The sequence below is a fragment of the Rhodanobacter spathiphylli B39 genome, from assembly GCF_000264295.1.
Lineage (GTDB): Bacteria > Pseudomonadota > Gammaproteobacteria > Xanthomonadales > Rhodanobacteraceae > Rhodanobacter > Rhodanobacter spathiphylli.
In genome coordinates this window covers 159,948-181,286 of sequence record NZ_AJXT01000048.1, presented here as the reverse complement: position 1 = coordinate 181,286, position 21,339 = coordinate 159,948, and the positions used below count along the sequence as shown (strand labels likewise).

At 68.2% G+C, this 21,339-nt stretch carries 20 protein-coding genes and 1 pseudogene; 14 read left to right on the top strand and 7 right to left on the bottom strand.

The window, feature by feature from the left end:
• Nucleotides 1-152 (bottom strand): IS110 family transposase (locus UU7_RS19180; protein ID WP_162098656.1); only part of this gene is annotated, 152 nt, incomplete at its 3' end.
• A gap of 451 nt (nt 153-603) precedes the next feature.
• Here UU7_RS19180 and zwf point away from each other — a divergent pair.
• The 6 genes from zwf (at nt 604) to tkt (ending at nt 9,451) form a co-directional block, all read left to right on the top strand.
• Nucleotides 604-2,010 carry a glucose-6-phosphate dehydrogenase gene (gene zwf / locus UU7_RS15580; RefSeq protein WP_007809957.1) on the top strand — a complete coding sequence of 469 codons (1,407 nt, stop codon included), beginning with the start codon at nt 604-606 and terminating at the stop codon, nt 2,008-2,010.
• Nucleotides 2,004-2,738 carry an HAD family hydrolase gene (locus UU7_RS15575; RefSeq protein WP_007809955.1) on the top strand — a complete coding sequence of 245 codons (735 nt, stop codon included), beginning with the start codon at nt 2,004-2,006 and terminating at the stop codon, nt 2,736-2,738. The genes zwf and UU7_RS15575 overlap by 7 nt, the downstream gene beginning before the upstream one ends.
• Nucleotides 2,739-2,755: 17 nt before the next feature.
• Complete coding sequence (gene tal / locus UU7_RS15570; protein WP_007809953.1) at nt 2,756-3,859, top strand: transaldolase; 1,104 nt, start codon at nt 2,756-2,758, stop codon at nt 3,857-3,859.
• A complete protein-coding gene (gene pgi / locus UU7_RS15565) occupies nt 3,856-5,508 on the top strand; it encodes a glucose-6-phosphate isomerase (RefSeq protein ID WP_007809951.1) in 1,653 nt (550 codons plus the stop codon). The genes tal and pgi overlap by 4 nt, the downstream gene beginning before the upstream one ends.
• A 97-nt stretch (nt 5,509-5,605) precedes the next feature.
• A complete protein-coding gene (gene pgm, locus UU7_RS15560) occupies nt 5,606-7,252 on the top strand; it encodes a phosphoglucomutase (alpha-D-glucose-1,6-bisphosphate-dependent) (protein ID WP_007809949.1) in 1,647 nt (548 codons plus the stop codon).
• 150 nt (nt 7,253-7,402) lie between these two features.
• Complete coding sequence (tkt, locus tag UU7_RS15555) at nt 7,403-9,451, top strand: transketolase (protein WP_040673588.1); 2,049 nt, start codon at nt 7,403-7,405, stop codon at nt 9,449-9,451.
• 62 nt (nt 9,452-9,513) lie between these two features.
• Here tkt and UU7_RS15550 read toward each other — a convergent pair.
• Nucleotides 9,514-10,268: pseudogene (locus UU7_RS15550) on the bottom strand (Bax inhibitor-1/YccA family protein).
• Between the two features lie 133 nt (nt 10,269-10,401).
• Here UU7_RS15550 and hemC point away from each other — a divergent pair.
• On the top strand, nt 10,402-11,316 hold the full coding sequence (gene hemC, locus UU7_RS15545) for a hydroxymethylbilane synthase (RefSeq protein ID WP_007809945.1): 915 nt from the start codon (nt 10,402-10,404) through the stop codon (nt 11,314-11,316).
• Between the two features lie 73 nt (nt 11,317-11,389).
• Here the strand turns inward: hemC and UU7_RS15540 are convergent, their stop codons facing one another.
• Both UU7_RS15540 and UU7_RS15535 read right to left on the bottom strand, forming a co-directional pair.
• Complete coding sequence (locus tag UU7_RS15540; protein ID WP_007809943.1) at nt 11,390-12,196, bottom strand: DUF481 domain-containing protein; 807 nt, start codon at nt 12,194-12,196, stop codon at nt 11,390-11,392.
• A gap of 81 nt (nt 12,197-12,277) precedes the next feature.
• Complete coding sequence (locus UU7_RS15535) at nt 12,278-13,201, bottom strand: hypothetical protein (RefSeq protein WP_040673586.1); 924 nt, start codon at nt 13,199-13,201, stop codon at nt 12,278-12,280.
• 104 nt (nt 13,202-13,305) lie between these two features.
• Here UU7_RS15535 and UU7_RS15530 point away from each other — a divergent pair, with 104 nt between their 5' ends.
• A complete protein-coding gene (locus tag UU7_RS15530) occupies nt 13,306-14,286 on the top strand; it encodes a helix-turn-helix transcriptional regulator (RefSeq protein ID WP_007809939.1) in 981 nt (326 codons plus the stop codon).
• Between the two features lie 232 nt (nt 14,287-14,518).
• Here UU7_RS15530 and UU7_RS15525 read toward each other — a convergent pair whose 3' ends face one another.
• Nucleotides 14,519-16,279: an SLC13 family permease gene (locus tag UU7_RS15525; RefSeq protein ID WP_007809937.1), complete on the bottom strand. Its 1,761-nt coding sequence runs from the start codon at nt 16,277-16,279 to the stop codon at nt 14,519-14,521.
• 45 nt (nt 16,280-16,324) lie between these two features.
• Here UU7_RS15525 and UU7_RS18690 point away from each other — a divergent pair, with 45 nt between their 5' ends.
• Nucleotides 16,325-16,462, top strand: a complete 138-nt coding sequence (locus UU7_RS18690; protein ID WP_162098655.1) for a hypothetical protein — start codon at nt 16,325-16,327, stop codon at nt 16,460-16,462.
• A gap of 13 nt (nt 16,463-16,475) precedes the next feature.
• Nucleotides 16,476-17,429 (top strand): patatin-like phospholipase family protein, encoded by a 954-nt coding sequence (locus UU7_RS15520; RefSeq protein WP_007809935.1) that lies wholly within the window; start codon nt 16,476-16,478, stop codon nt 17,427-17,429.
• 161 nt (nt 17,430-17,590) lie between these two features.
• On the opposite strand, the gene UU7_RS15515 is transcribed toward UU7_RS15520, so the two are convergent.
• Both UU7_RS15515 and UU7_RS15510 read right to left on the bottom strand, forming a co-directional pair.
• A complete protein-coding gene (locus tag UU7_RS15515; RefSeq protein ID WP_007809934.1) occupies nt 17,591-17,959 on the bottom strand; it encodes a DUF488 domain-containing protein in 369 nt (122 codons plus the stop codon).
• 79 nt (nt 17,960-18,038) lie between these two features.
• Nucleotides 18,039-18,755, bottom strand: a complete 717-nt coding sequence (locus UU7_RS15510) for a glycosyltransferase (RefSeq protein WP_007809932.1) — start codon at nt 18,753-18,755, stop codon at nt 18,039-18,041.
• 168 nt (nt 18,756-18,923) lie between these two features.
• On the opposite strand from UU7_RS15510, the gene bufA1 reads away from it, so the two are divergent.
• Genes bufA1 through UU7_RS15490 form a run of 4 tightly spaced genes read left to right on the top strand, consistent with a single transcriptional unit; the run spans nt 18,924 to nt 21,336 of the window.
• Nucleotides 18,924-19,232, top strand: a complete 309-nt coding sequence (gene bufA1 / locus UU7_RS15505; RefSeq protein ID WP_007809930.1) for a BufA1 family periplasmic bufferin-type metallophore — start codon at nt 18,924-18,926, stop codon at nt 19,230-19,232.
• Nucleotides 19,233-19,237: 5 nt separating this feature from the next.
• Nucleotides 19,238-20,104, top strand: coding sequence for an MNIO family bufferin maturase (bufB, locus tag UU7_RS15500; RefSeq protein WP_238530967.1), 867 nt, complete (start codon nt 19,238-19,240; stop codon nt 20,102-20,104).
• Complete coding sequence (locus tag UU7_RS15495) at nt 20,079-20,834, top strand: HvfC/BufC N-terminal domain-containing protein (RefSeq protein WP_007809926.1); 756 nt, start codon at nt 20,079-20,081, stop codon at nt 20,832-20,834. The genes bufB and UU7_RS15495 overlap by 26 nt, the downstream gene beginning before the upstream one ends.
• Before the next feature lie 31 nt (nt 20,835-20,865).
• Nucleotides 20,866-21,336, top strand: a complete 471-nt coding sequence (locus UU7_RS15490; RefSeq protein WP_007809925.1) for a DoxX family protein — start codon at nt 20,866-20,868, stop codon at nt 21,334-21,336.
• Nucleotides 21,337-21,339: the final 3 nt, after the last annotated feature.

The window sequence follows — 21,339 nt, the reverse complement described above, 5'->3', positions numbered from 1 at the left end:
GTTGTTCGGGCGTGGCCTTTTCGGTGGCGACCGCCTTGGCCCGTTGCAGGCTGCTGCGCCCCCCCTGGACAGCAGCGTACGCAGGCGTCGCCGCGACAGCTGATGCCGCCCAATCGCGCATGCCCACCGCTGGAATGTTGGGTGGGTACCAAGCCCAGGCCGCCATCTGCCGGCGTTCTTGATCTCGCTCGCCTGGGTCACCGTGGCCACGGCGGCATCGGCGGTGATCGGCCCCACGCCGATCGGGTGGCTCAGCCGCTGGCAGCGCGCATCCTCGCGCATGGTCGGCGACGTGCGCTGCACGCGTCGACGGCCTCGCGCAGACGCGCCCAGTGGGCGCGCAACCCGTCGAGCAGTTCGCACAGCTCTCCGCCGCGACTCTCGCCAACCCATGCCGGAAGACTTTTCAGGGGTGCAAGTTCCTGCGGCGGCGTCGACCGGTTGGGTGCGCATCTTATGCATCGACTTAACCTGTTGACGTGCAGGCTTTGCAGGTAGATTGGGTCTCCGGTGCGAAGGTGATGCATCAACGCGCCAGCACCGTTGTCACGCGTACCGCCCGAGGCCCGGGATGCTGCGCCCCCTCATGGAGAAATTCGCCTCATGCCGACCCCTCGTTCGGACGCCCTGGTCTTTTTCGGCGCCACCGGTGACCTGGCCTACAAGAAGATCTTTCCCGCCCTGCTGGCGATGATGACGCGCGACGGGCTGGATCTGCCGATCATCGGCGTGGCGCATTCGGGCTGGGACGTGGGGCAGCTGCGGCAGCGCGCCCACGACAGCCTGGTCGAGGCGGCGAAACATGACGGCGGCGAGCTGGACGAGGCCGCGTTCAAGAAGCTGTCGGCGTGCCTGCGTTATGTCGATGGCGACTACAACGACGCGGCAACGTTCACCGCCCTGAAGCAGGCGCTGGGCGAGGCGAAGCGGCCGCTGCACTATCTGGCCATTCCGCCCAGCCTGTTCGGGGTAGTGGCGAAGGGGCTCAAGCAGGCCGGTTGCGCCGACGATGCGCGGATCGTGGTGGAGAAGCCGTTCGGCCGCGACCTGGCCTCGGCCCGCGCGCTCAACCGGACCCTGCACCAGGTGTTTCCGGAGTCGGCGATCTTCCGCATCGATCATTACCTGGGCAAGGAGCCGGTGCAGAACCTGCTGTATTTCCGTTTTGCCAACACCGTGCTGGAGCCGGTGTGGAACAACCGTTATGTCGACCGCGTGCAGATCACCATGGCCGAGGAGTTCGGCGTGGACGGCCGCGGCGGCTTCTACGAGGGCGTGGGCGCAATCCGCGACGTGCTGCAGAACCACCTGCTCCAGGTGACCTCGCTGCTGGCGATGGATGCACCGATCGGCAACGACCCCGAAGCCCTGCGCGCGGAGAAGCTGCGGCTGTTCCGGGCGATGCGTCCGCTGGACCCGGCCGAGGTGGTGCGTGGCCAGTTCAACGGCTACCGGCAGGTGGAGGGCGTGGCGGCGGACTCCAACGTGGAGACCTTCGTGGCGCTGTGCCTGCACATCGACACCTGGCGCTGGGCCGGCGTGCCGTTCTACATCCGCGCCGGCAAGCGGTTGCCGCTGACCACCACCCAGGTGCTGGTGGACATGAAAACGCCGCCGCTGTCGGTGTTCGACCCGATCGGCGCGCCGCAGTCGAACTACTTCCGCTTCCGGCTCAGCCCGGAGGTGGTGATCGCCGAAGGCATGCGGGTGAAGAAGCCGGGCGAGGAGATGCGGGGCGAGGCGGTGGAGCTGGTGGCGCGGCACGATTCCGGACCGGAGAAGTCGCCGTACGAGCGCCTGCTGGGCGATGCGATCCGCGGCGACAACGGGCTGTTCACCAGCGACGAATGCGTCGAGGCGGCGTGGGCGGTGGTCGACCAGGTGCTGGCCCATGAGGGGCCGGTGGCGTTCTATGAGCCGGGCAGCTGGGGCCCGGAGGCGGCAGCCGCGATCGTCAGCGATGATGAGGGCTGGCACGACACCCGACCGGAGCAGAGCACGCCATGTTGACCGACCGCACCTCCGAATCCGCCGCCGTGGTGTTCCTGCTCGACGTGGACAACACCCTGCTCGACAACGACCGCTTCGGCCGCGACCTCAGCGACACCCTGGAGGCGGCCTTCGGCGAGGCCGAGCGCGAACGTTACTGGGCGATCTACGAGGAGCTGCGCCAGATCGGCGGCGTGGCCGACTACCTGGGCGCGCTGCAGCGTTTCCGCAGCGGGCTGGACAACGAACCCTCGCTGCTGCAGATGTCGAACTACCTGCTGGAATACCCGTTCGCCACCCGGCTCTATCCGCATGCGCTGGACACCGTGGCGCACCTGCGCACGCTGGGCACCACGGTGATCCTGTCCGACGGCGACGTGGTGTTCCAGCCGCGCAAGATCCAGCGCGCCGGCCTGTGGCAGGCGCTGCGGGGCGAGGTGCTGGTGTACGTGCACAAGCAGCAGATGCTGGTGGCGATGCAGCAGCGCTACCCCGCCGCGCACTACGTGATGGTGGACGACAAGCCGCAGATCCTGGCCGCCATGAAGCAGCGGATGGGCCACCGGCTGACCACCGTGTTCGTGCGCCAGGGGCATTACGCGGCCGCGGCCGAAGCGATCGACCCCGCGCCGGACATCACGATCGCTCGCATCGGCGATCTGCGCGGGCGTAAGCTTGACGACTTTCTGCCGGCGGCTCCGGTCATCGCCCTGGCAGCTGATGGAACCTCCCCCCGAAACCCGTTGTGAAGCGACATGGAGCAAGCATGAAAGCGACCCGCCAACTGCACGACCTCGGCCAGAGCCTGTGGCTGGACAACATCACCCGCACCCTGCTCGATGACGGCACGCTGGCGCGCTACATCGAAGAGGATTCGATCACCGGACTGACCTCCAATCCCAGCATCTTCGACGCGGCAATCAGCGGCGGCGATGCCTACGACGCGGGCATCCACGCCAAGTCGCTGATGGGCATGCAGGGCGAGGCGCTGTTCACCGAGCTGGCGCTGGAAGACCTGCGCCGCGCGGCCGACCTGTTCCAGCCGGTGTTCGAGTCGACCGGCCACGTGGATGGCTGGGTCTCGATGGAAGTCTCGCCGCTGCTGGCCGCCGACACCGCCGGCTCGATCGCCGCCGCCCGCCACATCCACCACAAGGGACGGCGGGACAACCTGTTCGTGAAGATTCCCGGCACGCCCGAGGGCGTGCCGGCGATCGAGGAAGCGATCTTCCTGGGCATTCCGATCAACGTGACCCTGCTGTTCTCCTGCGCCCAGTACGAAGCCGTCAGCGAGGCCTACATGCGCGGCATCGAGCGCCGCCTGCAGGCCGGGCTGGACCCCAGGGTGGGCTCGGTCGCCTCGCTGTTCATCAGCCGCTGGGACGTGGCCAGCAACAAGCAGCTGCCCGACGAGCTGCACAACAAGCTGGGCATCGCGGTGGGCCAGCAGACCTACCGCGCCTATCGGCAGATGCTGGCCTCGGCGCGCTGGCAGAAGCTGGCCGACGCCGGCGCGATGCCGCAGCGGCTGCTGTGGGCCAGCACCGGCACCAAGGATCCCGACGCATCCGACACGCTGTATATCAGCGCCTTCGCCGCGCCGGAAACGATCAACACGATGCCGGAGAAGACCCTGCATGCCTTCGCCGACCACGGCGAGCTGCATGGCGTGATGGACGTGGACGGCGGCGACGCCGACGCGGTGCTCGCGCGCATCAGCGCGGCCGGCGTGGACATCGACCAGCTGGCACTCACGCTGCAGCGCGAAGGCGCCGAGGCCTTCGTCAAGTCGTGGCACCACCTGCTCGACGGCATCGCCGAGAAGGCCCGCCAGCTGGCCGGGAAGTCCGACGGGGCCGTGCTGAAATGAGCCATGCCACCTTGACCGGCCTGCCGCAATGGCAGGCCTTGCAGCGGCATTTCCGGGACATCGGCGGAAAGCACCTGCGGGAGCTGTTCGGGGCTGATCCGAAACGCGGCGAGGCGCTGGCCGTCGAGGCGGTGGGCTTGTACCTCGACTATTCCAAGCAGCGCGTGGACGCCGACACGCTGCGCCTGCTGTGCGAACTGGCCGGCGCCCGCCAGCTGCCGCAACGCATCGAGGCGATGTTCAGCGGCCGCAGGATCAACACCACCGAGGATCGCGCCGTGCTGCACGCGGCGCTGCGCGCGCCGCGCGGCGAGAAGATCCTGGTCGACGGCCACGACGTGGTGGCGGACGTGCATGCCGTGCTCGACCGCATGGCCGCGTTCTCCGAGCAGGTGCGCAGCGGCGCGTGGAAGGGCCACAGCGGCAAGCCGATCCGCAACGTGATCAGCATCGGCATCGGCGGCTCGGACCTGGGCCCGGTGATGGCGTATGAAGCGCTGCGCGATTACAGCCGGCGCGACATGACGTTCCGCTTCGTCTCCAACGTCGACGGCACCGACTTCGCCGAAGCGGTGCGCGACCTGGACCCGGCCGAGACGCTGTTCATCGTCTGCTCGAAGACCTTCACCACACTGGAAACCCTGACCAACGCGCACGCGGCGCGCGCCTGGAGCGTGGCGGCGCTGGGCGAGGAAAGCGCGGTGGCGAAGCACTTCGTGGCGGTCTCCACCAACGCCGAAGGCGTGGCGAAGTTCGGCATCGACACCGCCAACATGTTCGGCTTCTGGGACTGGGTCGGCGGGCGCTACTCGATGGATTCGGCGATCGGCCTGTCCACCATGCTGGCGATCGGCGCGCACGGTTTCCGCGAGATGCTGGCCGGCTTCCACGCGATGGACGAGCATTTCCGGCACACCCCGCTGCAGCACAACCTGCCGGCGATCATGGGCCTGCTGGGCGTCTGGAACGCCAACTTCCTGGGCGCCGCCACGGTGGCGGTGCTGCCGTACGAGCAATACCTGAAGCGCTTTCCCGCCTACCTGCAGCAGCTGACGATGGAGAGCAACGGCAAGCACGTGACGCTGGACGGCGCGGCCATCGACTACGCCACCGGACCGATCTACTGGGGCGAGCCGGGCACCAACGGCCAGCATTCGTTCTACCAGCTGATCCACCAGGGCACCCACATCGTGCCGTGCGACTTCATCGGGTTCGGCCAGACGCTGAACCCGATCCCCGCCCAAGGCGGCGGCGACCAGCACGACCTGCTGATGGCCAACCTGATCGCCCAGGGCGAGGCGCTGGCGTTCGGCAAGACCGCCGACGAAGTGCGCGCCGAAGGCACCGCCGAGGCCCTGGTGGCGCATCGCACGTTCGAGGGCAATCGCCCCAGCAGCACGATCCTCGCAAGCAGGCTGACACCGCACAGCCTGGGCACGCTGATCGCGCTGTACGAGCACAGCGTGTTCGTGCAGGGCGTGATCTGGGACATCGATTCGTTCGACCAGTGGGGCGTGGAGCTGGGCAAGCAGCTGGCCAAGGCCACCATCGCCGAACTGATCGCGAAGGACGAGCCCTCACTGGATCACGACAGCTCCACCAATACCCTGATCCGTCGCTACCGCCAGCTGCGCGACGGTCATCCCTGACGGTACGGGAGCGCACGCTGTCCGCGAGAGACTCTCTTCGGACAGCGTGCGCTCCTGCCAGAAGTACGCCCACCCGTCGCCTCACTCCAGAGAACCCATGAGCCAGAAGATCAGCCCCCTCGCCGGCAAGCCGGCACCGCAGTCGATCCTGGTCGACGTGGCGAAACTGCTCGCCGCCTACGCCGACACCCGACCCGATCCGTCGGTGCCCGCGCAGCGCGTGGCGTTCGGCACCTCGGGGCATCGGGGCAGCTCGCTCGACGGCAGTTTCAACGAGTGGCACATCCTGGCGATCAGCCAGGCGATCTGCGAGTACCGCAAGTCCAGGGGCATCGATGGCCCGCTGTTCATCGGCGCGGACACCCATGCGCTGTCGCAGCCGGCGTTCGAGAGCGCGCTGGAAGTGCTGGCGGCGAACGGCGTGGACGTGATGGTTTCCAGCGGCGGCGAGTTCACCCCCACGCCGGCGGTCTCGCACGCGATCCTGGTCTACAACCGTGGTCGCGCCACGGGCCTGGCCGACGGCATCGTGATCACGCCTTCGCACAACCCGCCCGACAACGGCGGCTTCAAGTACAACCCCACCAACGGCGGTCCGGCCGACACCGACATCACCAAGTGGGTGGAGAACCGCGCCAACGCGCTGATCGAGGGCGGGCTTGAGGACGTCAGGCGCATGCCGTTCGCCCAGGCGCGCAAGGCAAGCACCACGCGCGAGCACGACTACCTCCACAGCTACGTCGCCGACCTCGCCGGCATCATCGACTTCGACGTCATCCGCAGCGCCGGCGTGCACATGGGCGTCGATCCGCTGGGTGGCGCCGGCGTGCATTACTGGGCGCCGATCGCCGAGCGTTACAAGCTCGACCTCACCGTGGTCAGCGAGGTGGTCGATCCGCAGTTCGCCTTCATGAGCGTGGACTGGGACGGCAAGATCCGCATGGACCCGTCGTCGAAGTACGCGATGCAGCGGCTGATCGGGCTGAAGGACCAGTACGACGTGGCGTTCGCCTGCGACACCGACCATGACCGCCACGGCGTGGTCACCCGCTCCAGCGGCCTGATGGAGCCGAACCATTACCTGTCGGTGCTGATCGACTACCTGTACCGGAACCGCCCGCAATGGGGCGACCGCGCCGCCGTGGGCAAGACCGTGGTCACCACCGCGCTGATCGACCGCGTGGTGAAGCGGCTGGGGCGCAAGTTGTATGAAGTGCCGGTGGGCTTCAAGTGGTTCTCCGAAGGACTGTTCGACGGCGCGCTTGGCTTCGGCTGCGAGGAAAGCGCGGGCGCCTCGCTGCTGCGCCACGACGGTTCGGTGTGGACCACCGACAAGGACGGCCTGGTGCCCGCGCTGTTGTCCGCCGAGATCACCGCCCGCGAAGGCCGCGATCCGGGCGAACTGTTTGACCGGCTCACCGGCGAGCTGGGCCGGCCGTACGCGAACCGCCTCGAGGCGGCGGCCACGCCCGCGCAGAAGGCAAAGCTGTCGAAGCTGTCGCCCGACCAGCTGAAGAGCGATCAGCTCGCCGGCGAGAAGATCGAACAGGTACTGGACAAGGCGCCGGGCAACGGCGCGGCGATCGGCGGCATCAAGGCGGTCGCTGCCAACGGCTGGTTCGCCGCCCGGCCGTCCGGCACCGAAGCGATCTACAAGATCTACGCGGAAAGCTTCAAGAGCGAAGAACACCTCAAGAGCCTGCTCGACGAGGCACAGAAGATCGTCGACGCCGCGCTCGCCTGATCGTGGGCTTGGGTCTTCTGGGCGACGTCATTCCCGCGAAGGCGGGAATCCAGTGACCTCAAGGCCGCCGACAGGGAGAGGCACTGGATCCCCGCTTTCGCGGGGATGACGGTGGTTGCCTCGCACCATTCCCCCACACTGGAGAACATCATGTCCCACGACCTCGACCAGCAATGCATCAACATGCTTCGCTTCCTGTCGGTGGACATGGTGCAGAAGGCCGACAGCGGCCACCCCGGGCTGCCGCTGGGCGCGGCGCCGATGGCCTATGTGCTGTGGACGCGGCACATGAAGTTCCACCCGGCCGATCCACACTGGGCCGATCGCGACCGTTTCGTGCTCTCCGCCGGCCACGGCTCGGCACTGCTGTACAGCCTGCTGTTCGCCAGCGGCTACGACGTGTCGCTGGACGACATCAGGCAGTTCCGCCAGTGGGGCAGCAAGACGCCCGGCCATCCCGAGTACGGCCATACGCCCGGCGTCGAAGTCACCACCGGGCCGCTCGGCCAAGGCCTGGCCAATGCGGTGGGCATGGCGCTGGGCGAGGCGCAGCTGGCGGCAACCTACAACCGCGACGGCCACCGCATCATCGACCACCACACCTACGCCATCGTCAGCGACGGCGACCTGATGGAAGGCGTGGCCAGCGAGGCCGCGTCGCTGGCCGGCCATCTCAAGCTGGGCAAGCTGATCTGCCTGTACGACGACAACTACGTGACGCTCTCGGCCGGCACCGACATGACGTTCACGGAGGATCGGGGCGCTCGCTTCGACGCGTATGGCTGGCAGACCATCCATGTCGACGACGGCAATGACGTGGACGCGATCCACGCCGCCCTGCGCGCCGCCCGCGAGGACACCAGCCGGCCGTCGCTGATCCTGGTGCGCACGCACATCGGCTACGGCTCGCCCGAGCAGGACAGCTACAAGGCGCACGGCTCGCCGCTGGGCGTGGAGGACGTGAAGAAGACCAAGGCGAACCTGGGCTGGCCGGTGGAACCGGACTTCCTGGTGCCCGAGCCAGCGCTGGCGCACATGCGCGAGGCGCTCGAGCGTGGCGCGAAGGCGCAGTCGGACTGGGACGAGCGGATGAGCGCCTACGCGGCGGCCTTCCCCGAGCTGGCCAGGGATTTGCGCGCGCGCCTCGGCGGCGAGCTGCCGCTGGGCTGGGACGCGGACATCCCGCAGTTCCCCGCCGACCCGAAAGGCCTGGCCACCCGCGTGGCCGGCGGCCAGGTGATGAACGCGTTCGCGAAGAAACTACCGGCGCTGTGCGGCGGTTCGGCCGACCTCGATCCGTCCACCTTCACCGCGCTGAAGGGCCTGGGCGACTTCAACCCGGCCGTCGTCCCGGGCGAAGACACCGAAGGCTCCGACGGCGGCGGCTGGAGCCGCGCCGGCCGCAACTTCCACTACGGCGTGCGCGAACACGCGATGGCCGCGATCGGCAACGGCCTGGCCGCGCACGGCGGCTTCATCCCGTTCGACGCCACCTTCCTGATCTTCTCCGACTACATGCGCCCGTCGATCCGGCTGGCCGCGCTGATGGGCCTGCACGTGGTGCACGTGTTCACCCACGACAGCGTGGCGCTGGGCGAGGACGGCCCCACCCACCAGCCGATCGAACAACTGGCCAGCCTGCGGGCGATCCCCAACCTCACCGTGATCCGTCCCGCCGACGCCAACGAGACGGCCGAGGCCTGGCGCGTCGCGGTGAGCTCGAAGAAGCATCCGGTGGCGCTGGCGCTGACCCGGCAGAAAGTGCCGACGCTGGATCGCCAGCGCCATGCTGGCGCCGAAGGCCTGCGCAAGGGCGCCTATGTGTTGCGCGAGGCCAGCAGCGGGCAGGCCGCGCTGATCCTGATCGCCAGCGGCTCGGAAGTCGGCCTGATCCTCGACGCGGCGGACAAGCTCGAAGCCGACGGCGTCGCCACGCGCTGCGTGTCGATGCCCAGCTGGGAATTGTTCGACGCGCAGTCGCCGGATTACCGCGAGCAGGTGCTGCCCGCCGGCGTCGCGGCCCGGCTGGCCGTGGAAATGGGCGCCACCCAAGGCTGGCTGCGCTACGTGGGCGCGCGCGGTGACGTGCTCGGCATCGACCACTTCGGCGCCTCCGCGCCGGCGGAAAAGCTGTTGCAGGAGTTCGGCTTCACCGTCGACAACGTGGTGCAGCGGGCGAAGGCGCTGCTGGGCAAATAGTCCCGCGGACACGAAGAGGCCGGCGGATCGCAGCGATCCGCCGGCCTCGCTGTTTCCGATGCTCAGTTGCGCGACTGCAGTTTCGACAGCAGGCGCAGCAGTTCCAGGTACAGCCAGACCAGGGTCACCACCAGTGCAAACGCGCCGTACCACTCCATGTACTTCGGTGCGCCGGACTGGGCGCCGGTTTCGATCAGGTCGAAGTCGAGGATCAGGTTCAGCGCGGCGATCACCACCACCACGGCGCTGAAGCCGATGCCCAGCATGCTGCTGCCATTGATGAAGCCCATCGAATGACCGAAGAAACCCATCGCGAAGTTGGCCAGGTACAGCAGCAAGATGCCGCCGGTGGCGGCGACCACGCCGAGCTTGAACTTCTCGGTGGCGCGGATCAGCCCGCTGCGGTAGGCCAGCAGCATCGCCGCCATGGTGCCGAAGGTCAGCCCCACCGCCTGGATCACGATGCCCGGATAGCGCATCTCGAAGATCGCCGACAGCGCGCCGATGAACAGGCCCTCGGCCACCGCGTACAGCGGCGCGGTGAAGGCGCCCAGGTCTTCTTGAACACGGTCACCAGGCCCAGCACCAGGCCGCCGATGCAGCCGCCGAGCACCAGCGGCATGATCGTGGGCAGGCTGTCCGGACCGCTGAAACGGCTCCAGCTGACGAATGCGCCCACCAGCACCAGCAACAGCAGCAGCCCGGTCTTGTTGACCGTGCCATTGATCGTCATGGCGTCGTCGCTGCGGGTAACCACGGCGCCGCTGGCGGCGTCGAGGAAGGTGTTCTTGTTGAGCGCCGGATTGCCGCTTTGCATGATCTGCTCCCGAGGTTTTCCCCATCCTAGCCCGGTCCATCGCGGTTTTGCAGCCGCCTGCGCCAATTCGCCGTTGCGCCGCGGCGCGGAAACTACGCGACAATGAGCGCTCGTTGAACCTCGCGGAGCCCCGATGAATCCTTCCACCCTGCGCATCGCCACCCGCAAGAGCGCGCTCGCGCTGTGGCAGGCCGAGCACGTGGCGGCCCTGCTGCGCGTGGCGCACCCGGGGCTGCTCGTCGAACTGGTGCCGATGAGCACGCGCGGCGACGAGATCCTGGACAAGCCGCTGGCCACGATCGGCGGCAAGGGACTGTTCCTGAAGGAACTGGAAGTGGCGATGCTGGAAGGCCGCGCGGATCTGGCCGTGCATTCCCTGAAGGACGTGCCGGCGGAGCTGGAACCCGGCTTCGTGCTGCCGGCGATCCTGCCCCGTGCGGACGCGGCGGATGCCTTCGTCAGCAACGACCACGCCGAGCTGGCGTCACTGCCGCAGGGCGCCCGGGTGGGCACCTCCTCGCTGCGCCGGCAGGCGCAATTGCGAGCGTTGCGGCCGGATCTTCGGCTGCTGGATCTGCGCGGCAACGTGGGCACGCGACTGGGCAAGCTGGATGCCGGCGACTACGACGCGATCGTGCTGGCGTGCGCCGGACTGGAACGACTGGGCCTGGCCGCGCGCATCCGTTCGCGACTGGCCGCGCCGGACTGGCTGCCGGCACCGGGCCAGGCGGCGATCGCGATCGAGGCACGCGCTGACCAGCCGGCCGTACTCGCCTTGCTGGCCGCGCTGGACGACGCCGACACCCGCCTCACCGTCACCGCCGAGCGCGCGATGAATCACGCGTTGGGCGGCAGCTGCACGGTGCCGGTGGGTGCGTGGTGCATGCTCGGCGAACACGGCCTGCACCTGCGCGGACTGGTCGGCGACGCGAACAGTGGCCGCCTGCTGCATGCCGAAGCCGCCAGCCCCGGCGAGCAGGCGGAGGCACTGGGTCGGCAGGTGGCCGAAGCCCTGCTGGCGCAGGGCGCGGGCGAGCTGCTGGGGTAGAAGCGGGAACGGGGACTCTGCGCTTCGCGCTCTTCCCGTTCCCCGTTTCCCGCTCCCTGTTCCCGCTCTTTCCTCAGAAGCTGTAAACCAGGTTCGTCGTGGTCAGCGTGTCGGTCTTCTTGGTTCCCGGCAGCACGTCGCTGTTGTGGCGGAGCTGGAAACCCACCTTCAGCGCCAGCTTCCTGGTCATGCTGACGGCGAGGCCCGCGTCGTTCTGCAGGTAGGTGTTCTTGGAGCCCGCTTCCATCAGGAAGGTATCCTCGAACGCGGTGTTCTCGGTGAGCTTGAACTTGTAGTTGATCAGGCCGCGGCCGACCATTTCGCTCTCGGTTGGCTGCTGCTGGTGCACCACCGCGCCGTCGACCACCACGTCCACGTCGGCCGGGCGGTAGCGCTTGTAACCGGGACCGATTTCGAACGACAGCTCGTTGCGGCCGTCCTTCAGCGCGATGTAGCCATAACCCAGCGAGACGATGCCCTGCCACAGATTGGCGCCGAAATCGTCGTGCTCGTAGCGCGCGGCGCCCACGATGTAGCTGCGCGGATCGAGCTTGAGGCCGACCGAGGCGCCGCCGTCATAGCGGTTGGCGGTGGTGTTGAACTGCTTGATCGTGTTGCCGTCGGTGTCGACCAGGGTCTGCTGGCTCTTCGAGCGCAGCGCGTCGACGAAGAAGTTGTTCTTCCACTGCTCGTTTTCCTGGCTCAGGCCGAGCTTGGCGTTGATGTTCTCCGAGCGCGAATTGCCGGTGGACGAGGCGAAACCGAATTCGCCCGAGCCACTCCAGCCGCCGTTGGCGGCCTGGGTGTCGGTATCCTGGGCCTGGACGGCGAAGCTCGCGAAGGCGGCCAGCAGCAGGCCGGCGATCAGGGTCTTTTTCATCGGGGCGATCCATTTGTTAAAAGATGGTAAGGCCGCTACCTTAACGTGGCGGTTTGAACTGCCAATGAACGTTCCGGAAAATCACGGGAACGGATTCATCCCGCCGGCGGGGAGCCCCCGCGCCAGAGCCGTTTCATAGACATGCTGCTCGATCATCTTGCCGAGCAGGCAACTGGGAACGGCCAGGGCGGACGCCAGCAGCCCGCCGCCGAATCGGTCGGTGAACAGCAGGGCCGCGCAGGGCAGCACGTAGATCAGCAGCGCGGCGGCGATGCGGGGCAACGACAGGTGCTGGACGTACAGGTCATGGTCGCTGCCCTGGGCCGGCGCCAGTGACTGCCAGCGCATGCCTTCGAGCAGGCCCAGCAGCAAGGCCAGCGCCAGCAACAGCAGAATCCACGGATAGGCGCCGTGCTCGGGGCCTGGCCCGCCCTGCATCATCACGCACAGCCACAGCCACAAGCCGCCGCCGTACCAGGCGGTGACCAGCCGGCTGACCGGCAGGGAGGAGGACATCCGCTGCAGGTCGGGCGAAAGCTGGCTGCGAAAGCGGTACGCGCTGTGCACCAGGCTGACCAGGCTGCACAGCAGCAACGCCACCCCGGCCATGCGCATCGACAACACGTGTCCGTGCCCGTCCCCCAGCACCAGCAGCAACAGCACGGGCAGGAAGCAGGCCAGCGCCATCCACGCCGCCCGCTTGGGCCAGCGTCGTTCCGCCGGCGGCCCGCCGTACCACGCGGTGTTCGCCGAAAGACGCAAGCCGCCCAGGGCCAGTCCCGCGCACACCAGTGCGGTGCCCAGCACCAGCGGCATCTGCATCGCGCCGTTGCCGATCTGGTTCATGCCCAGGGTCAGGCCCATGCCCAGCCAGATCCACAAGCCGTAGCCGCTGACCGCCAGCACGCGCAGCAGGATCTCGGCGTAACTGGATCGGGTCGTCCCGGCAAGGGCGGGGTCGTGCGTGCTGGTGACGTCTGTCGGCAATTCGCGGCTGGGCGACATGAGGCATCCGATGCTGGTTTCGACCATGCCGGCGGCGACTTGTGAGCAACGCAGGCCGCCTCCATGCTACACAAGGCCTGCCATCGACGAAACGCCGACGACCCATGGATCGCTACGAACGCATACTGACCCTGCACCGGCTGCTGAAGTCGGCGCACTATCCGATACCGCTGCCGCGCCTGCTCGACGAACTGGAATGTTCGCGCGCCACCCTGTATCGCGACGTGGCCTTCCTGCGCGACGCATTGCGCGCGCCGATCGAGAGCGGTGGCAACGACCAGGCCGCCGCGTTCCGTTACGAGCAGGGCGAAGGCGAGAAGTTCGAACTGCCCGGCCTGTGGCTGACCTCCGACGAGCTGGCCGCCCTGCTGGCGCTGAACGAGCTGATCGGCCGCTCCGGCCCCGGCGTGCTGGCCGGCGCGCTGGCGCCGTTCAAGTCGCGCATCGAGGGCCTGCTTTCCAACCACGACAACGGCAAGGCGTTGCCGATCGAGCGGATCAGGGTAATTCCCTGGGGCGAGCGCAAGCTCGACCAGCAGGTGTTCCGCACGGTAGCCGGTGCGGTGCTGCAGCGACAGCAGCTGCGCTTCCGCTACCGCGCGCGCACCACCAATGCCGACAGCCGCCGCACCGTGTCGCCGCAGCGGCTGACTCACTATCGCGACAACTGGTATCTGGACGTGTGGGATCACGACCGCGAGGCGCTGCGCAGCTTCGCCGTCGACCGGATGGCCGAGGCGCACGCGCTGGACAGCGCCGCCATCGACGTCCCCGACAGCGACCTCAACGAATTGCTCGCCTCCAGCTACGGCATCTTCGCGGGCAAGCCCAAGGCCTGGGCCACCATCCGCTTCTCGTCGCACGCCGCGCGCTGGGTCGCCGACGAACACTGGCACTCGCAGCAAAAGGGCGAATGGCTGCCCGACGGCCGCTATGAACTGAAGCTGCCCTATTCCAACTCGAAAGAGCTGCTGATGGACGTGCTCAAGTACGGTCCGGATGCGGAGATCGTGGCGCCCATGTCGCTGCGCGAGGAGATGAAGATCCTGCTGCAGCTGGCATTGGGCGGATACGCCCAGCCATGACTGGCACTACCACTCCTCAGCGACGCTCGCCCCTCCCGAATGCACGATGTGGCGACTCCCGCACGGCACGTTCGCCTCCTCTCCCCCTCGGGGGAGAGGATTGAGGTGAGGGCCGGTGTACGACGAAACTTGATCGAAGTCGGCTTCGATGCTGGTTCCAGGCGGGGGGCACCCTCTCCCCAACCCTCTCCCGGAGGGAGAGGGAGCAAACGCGAAATGCGCTTTAGCTCTATTAAAACGGCCAGAACTGCGGTATCAGCCACATCGACAACGCGCAGAAGATGGCGATCAGCGGGATGCCCACCTTCATGAAGTCGGTGAAGCGATAACCGCCGGCGTAGTAGACCATGGTGTTGGTGGGATAGCCGACGGGCGTGGCGAACGAGGTGGCCGCGGCGAAGGCGACGGCCACCACGAATGGCCGCGGGTCCACCTTCATCGCATGGGCGACCGACACCGCGATGCCCACCATCAGCACCACCGAGGGATTGTGTCCCATCAGTTCGGTGAGCAGGGCGGTGAGCAGGTAGACCATCAGCAGGGCGGCCAGCGGGCCGTGCTCGCCGACCACGCCCAGGCCCATCTGCACCAGTTCCTGCGACAGGCCGCTGCGCTCGATCGCGATGCCCAGCGGCAGGATCGCGCCAAGCAGGATGATGATCTTCCAGTCGATGCCTTCGTAGACGTCCTTGCGGCCGAAGCAGCCGGTGATCGCCATGGCGATGGCGCCGCAGATCGCGGCGATCGGAATCGGCAGCCAGTGCAGGCCCGAGGCCACCACCACGCCGGCCATGATGGCCGCCGCGTAGAACGCCTTGCGTGGCGTGCGATGCGTTTCCTCGCGCTCGCTCAGCACGATGAAGGCCTCGTCGTTGCGCAGGTTCGACAGGGCGTCGTCGTCCACCAGCACCAGCAGCACGTCACCCACCGCCAGGCTGACGTCGCTGAGCTTGTCGCGCAACAGCTGGCCACGCCGGTGGATGGCCAGGGCGACCGCGTCATAGCGCCAGTTCAGGCCGGTCTCGTCGAGCCGCCGGCTTTCCATCGGGCTGGCCGGTGCCACCATCAGCTCCACCATCACGCGCGAGCGGTCGTCGCCCTTGGCATAACGCCGGTCCGGTGCGTTGCGCAGGCCGGTGCGACGCTGGAATTCCTCGATCTTTTCCCAGTCGCCGCGCACCAGCAGCACGTCGCCCACGGCGATCTCCTGGCTGCGCGGCGACCACATGCGCTTTTCGCCCCGCAACAACTCCAGCGGGTAGACGCCGTAGCGCTCGCCCAGCTTCGCATCGGCGATGCTGCCGCCAACCAGCGACGACTGTTCGGTCACTTCCAGCTCGGTGACGTATTTGCCGATGTCTTCCTGCTCCGGCATCTCCGCATCGATGTGGCGCGGCAGCAGCCAGCGCCCGACCAGCATCAGATAGAGGATGCCGACCACGGCGAGGATCACCCCCATGCGGGTGAACTCGAACACGCCGAACGCCGGCATGCCGTGCTTCTGCGCCAGCGTGTCGGCCAGCAGGTTGGACGAGGTGCCGATCAGCGTGCACACGCCGCCCATCTGCGCGGCGTACGCCATCGGCATCAGCACGCGGCCTGGCGGCGTATGCGTGCGCTGGCACACGCGCAGCGCCAGCGGCAGGAAGGTGGCGACCAGGGCGATGTTCTTGACGAAGGCGCCCAGCGGCGCGATCGCCAGCATCAGCGCCAGGGTCAGCAGCCAGGGACGCCTGATCCGGATCAGCCAGCGGCTCAGCGGTTCCAGCGCACCGGAACGTTCGATGCCCAGGCTCAGCGCGAACATCGCCGCCACCGTCACCGTGGCCTCGTTGCTGAAGCCGCTCAGCGCTTCCACCGGCGTGACGATGCCGAGGATCACCAGGGTCGCCAGCACCAGCAGGGCGACCAGATCGATGCGCAGCTTCTCGCTGGCGAACAGCGCCATCGCCAGCGCGATCACCGCCACGGTCGCCCAGGCCTGCCAGCTCACGCGGCAGACCCCGGCCCGCGCACGCGGCAGGGCTTTCGGTCAGGAATGGATGATGAAGAAGCCATGCGTGATTCCGTGTTCGTTGCCGCCGGCCGGGTGCCGCAGCCCGGTCATACTAACCAGCCGCCGCCACCGTCGCTCGCGGTGATGCAGCCTGCCAACGGCAGCGCCTGCATTTCGTGATTGAATGCCCGCCATGAAAGCACATCAGCCCGGACCGCCCTCGACCACGCCGCAACTGCCCGCCGCGCCACCCGGGCCGACGGTGGCGCTGGCCCTGGGAGCCGGCGGCGCCAAGGGGCTGGCGCATATCGGCGTGATCGAGGAAATCGAGGCGCAGGGTTACCGGATCGTGGCGATCGCCGGCACCTCGATGGGCGCCCTGATCGGCGGCATCCATGCCAGCGGCAAGCTGGAGGTCTATCGCGACTGGGTCTGCGCGCTGGCCAAGTTCGACGTGCTCAGGCTGGTCGACTGGACCTTCACCGGCGGCGGGCTGATCAAGGGCGAGAAGATCATCGAGACGATGCGCGGGCTGATCGGCGACGTGCAGATCGAGGAGCTGCCGCTGGCCTTCACCGCGGTGGCCACCGACATCGAGCGGGGCCGCGAAGTCTGGCTCAGCCGCGGCTGCCTGTTCGACGCGATCCGTGCCTCGATCGCCATCCCCACCGTGTTTCGTCCGCACCTGATCGACGGGCGCCGGCTGGTCGACGGCGCCCTGCTCAACCCGGTGCCGGTGACTCCGCTGATCCGCGAGAACGCCGACTACACGATTGCCGTCAGCGTCGACGGCGCGCCCGTCACCACCACGCCACCGCAACCGCCAGTCCGCGACACTAACGCGCAAGCCGGTTATCGCCAGCGCATCGGCGACTTCATCGGCCGGATGGTTTCGCATGGCGAGAACCAGCCGCCGGTGCCGGGCACGCTCGACCTGCTGACCCAATCGATGGACCTGATGCAGGCCAACCTGGCGCGGCTGCGCCTGGCCGCCTACGAGCCGGATCTGCTGATCGAGTTGCCGCGCAACATCGCCAGCGCCTACGAGTTCTACCGGGCGCGCGAGCTGATCGAGATGGGCCGCCTGCAGGCCCGCGCCACGCTGGCCAGCTGGCCGCGGGCGGGCACACCGCAGCGCGAGGCCTGAAGGTCGCGGCTCAGCGCCTGTAAAGAAAACCACTTCCTGTGGTTTTCTTCTATCGCACGTCCGGTACCTGCCCGGACGTGCTCACATGAAGCAATCACTTGCGTGACCGCTTCATGTCCGGCCATCCGTGGCCGGCCTGAGAGGTTGAAACTCACAACCTCTCAGCGCGGCCCGTGCGAGCGCAGCCAGTTTTCCAGATACGCCTTCAGCGCCACCGCGTTGTTGTGTTCCTCGTCGCGGGCGCCGTACAGCAGGGTGAGCTTGTGCCGGCTGGCGCGCTGCGCCAGCGGTTGCCAGTGTTCGGCGAGCTTGTCCAGTTCACTGGCGTAGCGATGGCGGAAACCGTCCCACAACGCGGGATCGTGCCCGAACCACCGGCGCAACGCGGTCGACGGCGCCAGTTCCTTCGCCCACAGGTCCAGCGGCACCGCGTCCTTCTTCAGGCCGCGCGGCCACAGGCGATCGATCAGCACGCGATAGCCATCGGTTGCTGCAGCCGGTTCGTAGACGCGTTTGACGGCAATGCTCACGGGCAGTCTCCCGATGCTCCGGATCAGCCAAGGACCCCACCCAGCATACGAGCCTCCGGATCGGGCGACGTGACCTGGATCAGAGTTCCTCGACCCGGGTGACCTTGCCGCGACGCATCAGCCAGGCCACGCCGCGCAGGTCGGCCAGGCCGACCCACAGCCGGTCCAGCATGCCGTACTTGGACACGCCGGCGGTGCGCGGGCGATGGCCGACCGGCACGCTCTGGGCGGCGAAACCGGCACGCTTGACCAGCGCCGGCAGGTAGCGGTGCATGTGGTCGAAGTAGGGCAGGCGCAGGAACACCTCGCGCTCGAACAGCTTCAGGCCGCAGCCCGTGTCCGGGGTGGCATCGCGCAGCATGCGCGAGCGCACCGCGTTGGCGATCTTCGAGGAGATGCGCTTGTTGAAACTGTCGCGGCGGGTGGTGCGCCAGCCGGCGAACAGCCGCGTTTCGGCCGACGCCGCATCGCGGGCGGCCAGCAGTTTCGGGATGTCGGCCGGATCGTTCTGGCCGTCGCCGTCCAGCGTGGCGATCCACGGCGACTGCGCCGCGCGCACGCCGTTCCACACCGCCGTGCTCTGGCCGCTGCGGGTCACGTGGTGCAGCACCCGCAGTTCCGGATGGCTCGCCTTCTGCGCCGCCAGCACCGCGCGGCTGTCGTCGCTGGAATCGTCATCGATGTAGATGACTTCGTAGTCGACCTGCCCGCGCAGGGCGGCAGCGATCTCGGCCAGCAGCGGCGGGATGTTGTCACGCTCGTTGAAGACGGGGACGACGACGGAGAGTTGCGGCATGGGGCGGGCCTTTCAGCAGAACGGGCACCGCGAAGGGCGGCGAACGCGCAGTTTAATGCCTGCCGGCTCGAACCGTCGAAACCGGGCCCAAAACCCGTTGTAAGGAAATCCGCGGCCACCGGGTCATCTACCGCAGCCGGAATCGTCCGGCATCCACGGGAGAAACCCATGCAAACCCAGACCATCCTCAGCTCCGCCCTGCTCAGCCTGCTCGCCGCCGGCGCGCTGGGCGCCGCCAGCACCGCCCACGCCGCCGACAAGATGGCCGCCAGCGCCACCCAGAAGTGCTACGGCGTCAACGCCGCGATGAAGAACGACTGCCAGTCCCCGGGTCATTCCTGCGCGGGCCAGGACAGCAAGGCGCGCGATCCGCAGGCCTTCGTGGCGGTGCCCGCCGGCCTGTGCGCCAAGCTCGACGGCGGTTCGCTGCAGGCGCAGGCTGCCATGTCGCACGACGCCATGATGAAGAAGAGCTGACAGCCGTGCCCCCGTCACGCCCCGTGCGTGCGCAGCCGATCCCGACGAGTGTCGGGATCGGGCTGCGGCCGGCGCACGTCGCGCACGTGCTGCAACACCGCCCCGCCGTGCCGTTCTTCGAGCTGCACAGTGAGAATCTGTTCTGCGCCGGCGGCGCCTTGTGGGACGCGTTCGACGCGCTGCGCCGCGACTACCCGGTGAGCCTGCACGGCGTGGGCCTGTCGCTGGGCTCGGCCGATCCGCTCGATCCCGCCCACCTCGCCGCGCTGCGCGCGCTGGTGCAACGCGCCGAGCCCGCGCTGGTGTCCGAGCACGTGTGCTGGGGCGCCATCGGCGGGCGCCACTACAACGACCTGCTGCCGCTGCCCTACACCGAGGAAGCGCTGGATCTGATGGTGGCGCGCGTGGGCCAGTTGCAGGAAGCGCTGGGCCGCCGCGTGCTGGTGGAGAACGTCTCCAGCTACATCCATTTCAGCCACTCGACCTTGAGCGAGTGGGAGTTCCTTGCCGCACTCGCCGCGCGCAGCGGCTGCGGCCTGCTGCTGGACGTCAACAACGTCTACGTCAACAGCGTCAACCACGGCTTCGACGCGCAACGCTTCATCGACGGCGTCCCCGCCGACGCGGTGGGCGAACTGCACCTGGCCGGCTTCACCCGCAAGCACGGGCTGGGCGGCGAACTGCTGATCGACTCGCACGACCAGCGCGTCGATGCGGCCGTATGGGCGCTGTATGGCTACACGCTGGCCCGCATCGGGGCCAGGCCGAGCCTGATCGAATGGGACCAGCACCTGCCCGATTTCGCCGTGCTGGAGGACGAGGCGCGGCTCGCCACGGAGCATCTCGATGTCGTCACCGCCCTCGCTGCGTGAACTGCAGCACGCGTTCGCCGGCGCCATCGTGAACGGCGCAGCACCCGCGCTGGAACCGTGGATCGCCGCGCGCGGCATCGCGCCCGCCGCCCGCCTGCGCATCTATCGGAACGCGAACCTCGCGATCCACGTCGATGCGCTGGCCACCAGTTTTCCCGCGCTGCAGCGCCTGCTCGGCGAGGACTGCTTCGACGGCCTCGCCACCCGCCACGCTGCGTACCGCGGCAACCGCAGCGGCAACCTGCAGGACCATGGCGCCGACTTCGCCGCGTTCGTGGAAGCGCAACCGGAAACCGCGCCATGGCCCTGGCTGGGTGACGTGGCACGGCTGGAATGGCTGCGCCAGGAAGTGGCGCTGGCCGCCGATGCCGCGCCCGCCGATGCGGCAGCCCTGGTCGCCGCGCTGGCCGACGCGGAGCAACCGCCGCGGCTGCGGCCCTGCGTGCGCGTGCTGTCCTGCGCCTGGGCGGTGCTGGATCTGTGGCGTTGTGCGCAGGCGCCGGAACACGACGCCATCGACCCCATCGCGCCGCAATCCGTGCTGCTGTGGCGCGAAGGCAGCCAGGTGGCGATGCGTGCCATCGCACCCGCGCAGGCCGCGTTCGTGGCCGCGCTGCGGCACGGATCATCGCTGGATCTGGCGCTCGCCGCCGCCCAGCTGATCGACCCGCAGGCGCCGCCCGAAACCCTGCTGCGTCCCCTGCTCGAACACGCGCTGCTCGCCGCGTGATCCGTCATCCACTTTCCGAGGAATCGCCCGCATGAACACCACCGTCGCCATCGCCCGCTGGTCGCGCCTCACCGCGCAACTCGCGGTGCTCACCCCGCTTGCCCTGCTGCTGTTCCGCGTGTTCGTGGCGCTCGCGTTCTGGCGCGCCGGCACGGTGAAGTGGGACGACCCCAGCGGTACCGCCTACCTGTTCGACAACGAATACCAGGTGCCCCTGCTAGCCCCCGCGCTGGCCGCCACGCTCGCCACCTGGACCGAGCTGGTGCTGCCGTGGTTCCTCGCCTTCGGCCTCGGCACCCGCATGGTCGCCGCCGTGCTGTTCGTCTACAACATCGTCGCCGTGGTCTCCTATCCCGCGCTGTGGCCGAACGGCCTCTGGGCCGGCCTGATCGGCGGCGACTTCAACGACCACAAGGCCTGGGGGCTGATGCTGCTGGCCCTGGTGGGGCTCGGAGCAGGGCGGATTTCGCTGGACGCCGTGGTGACCCGGCGGTTCCGGTGACGG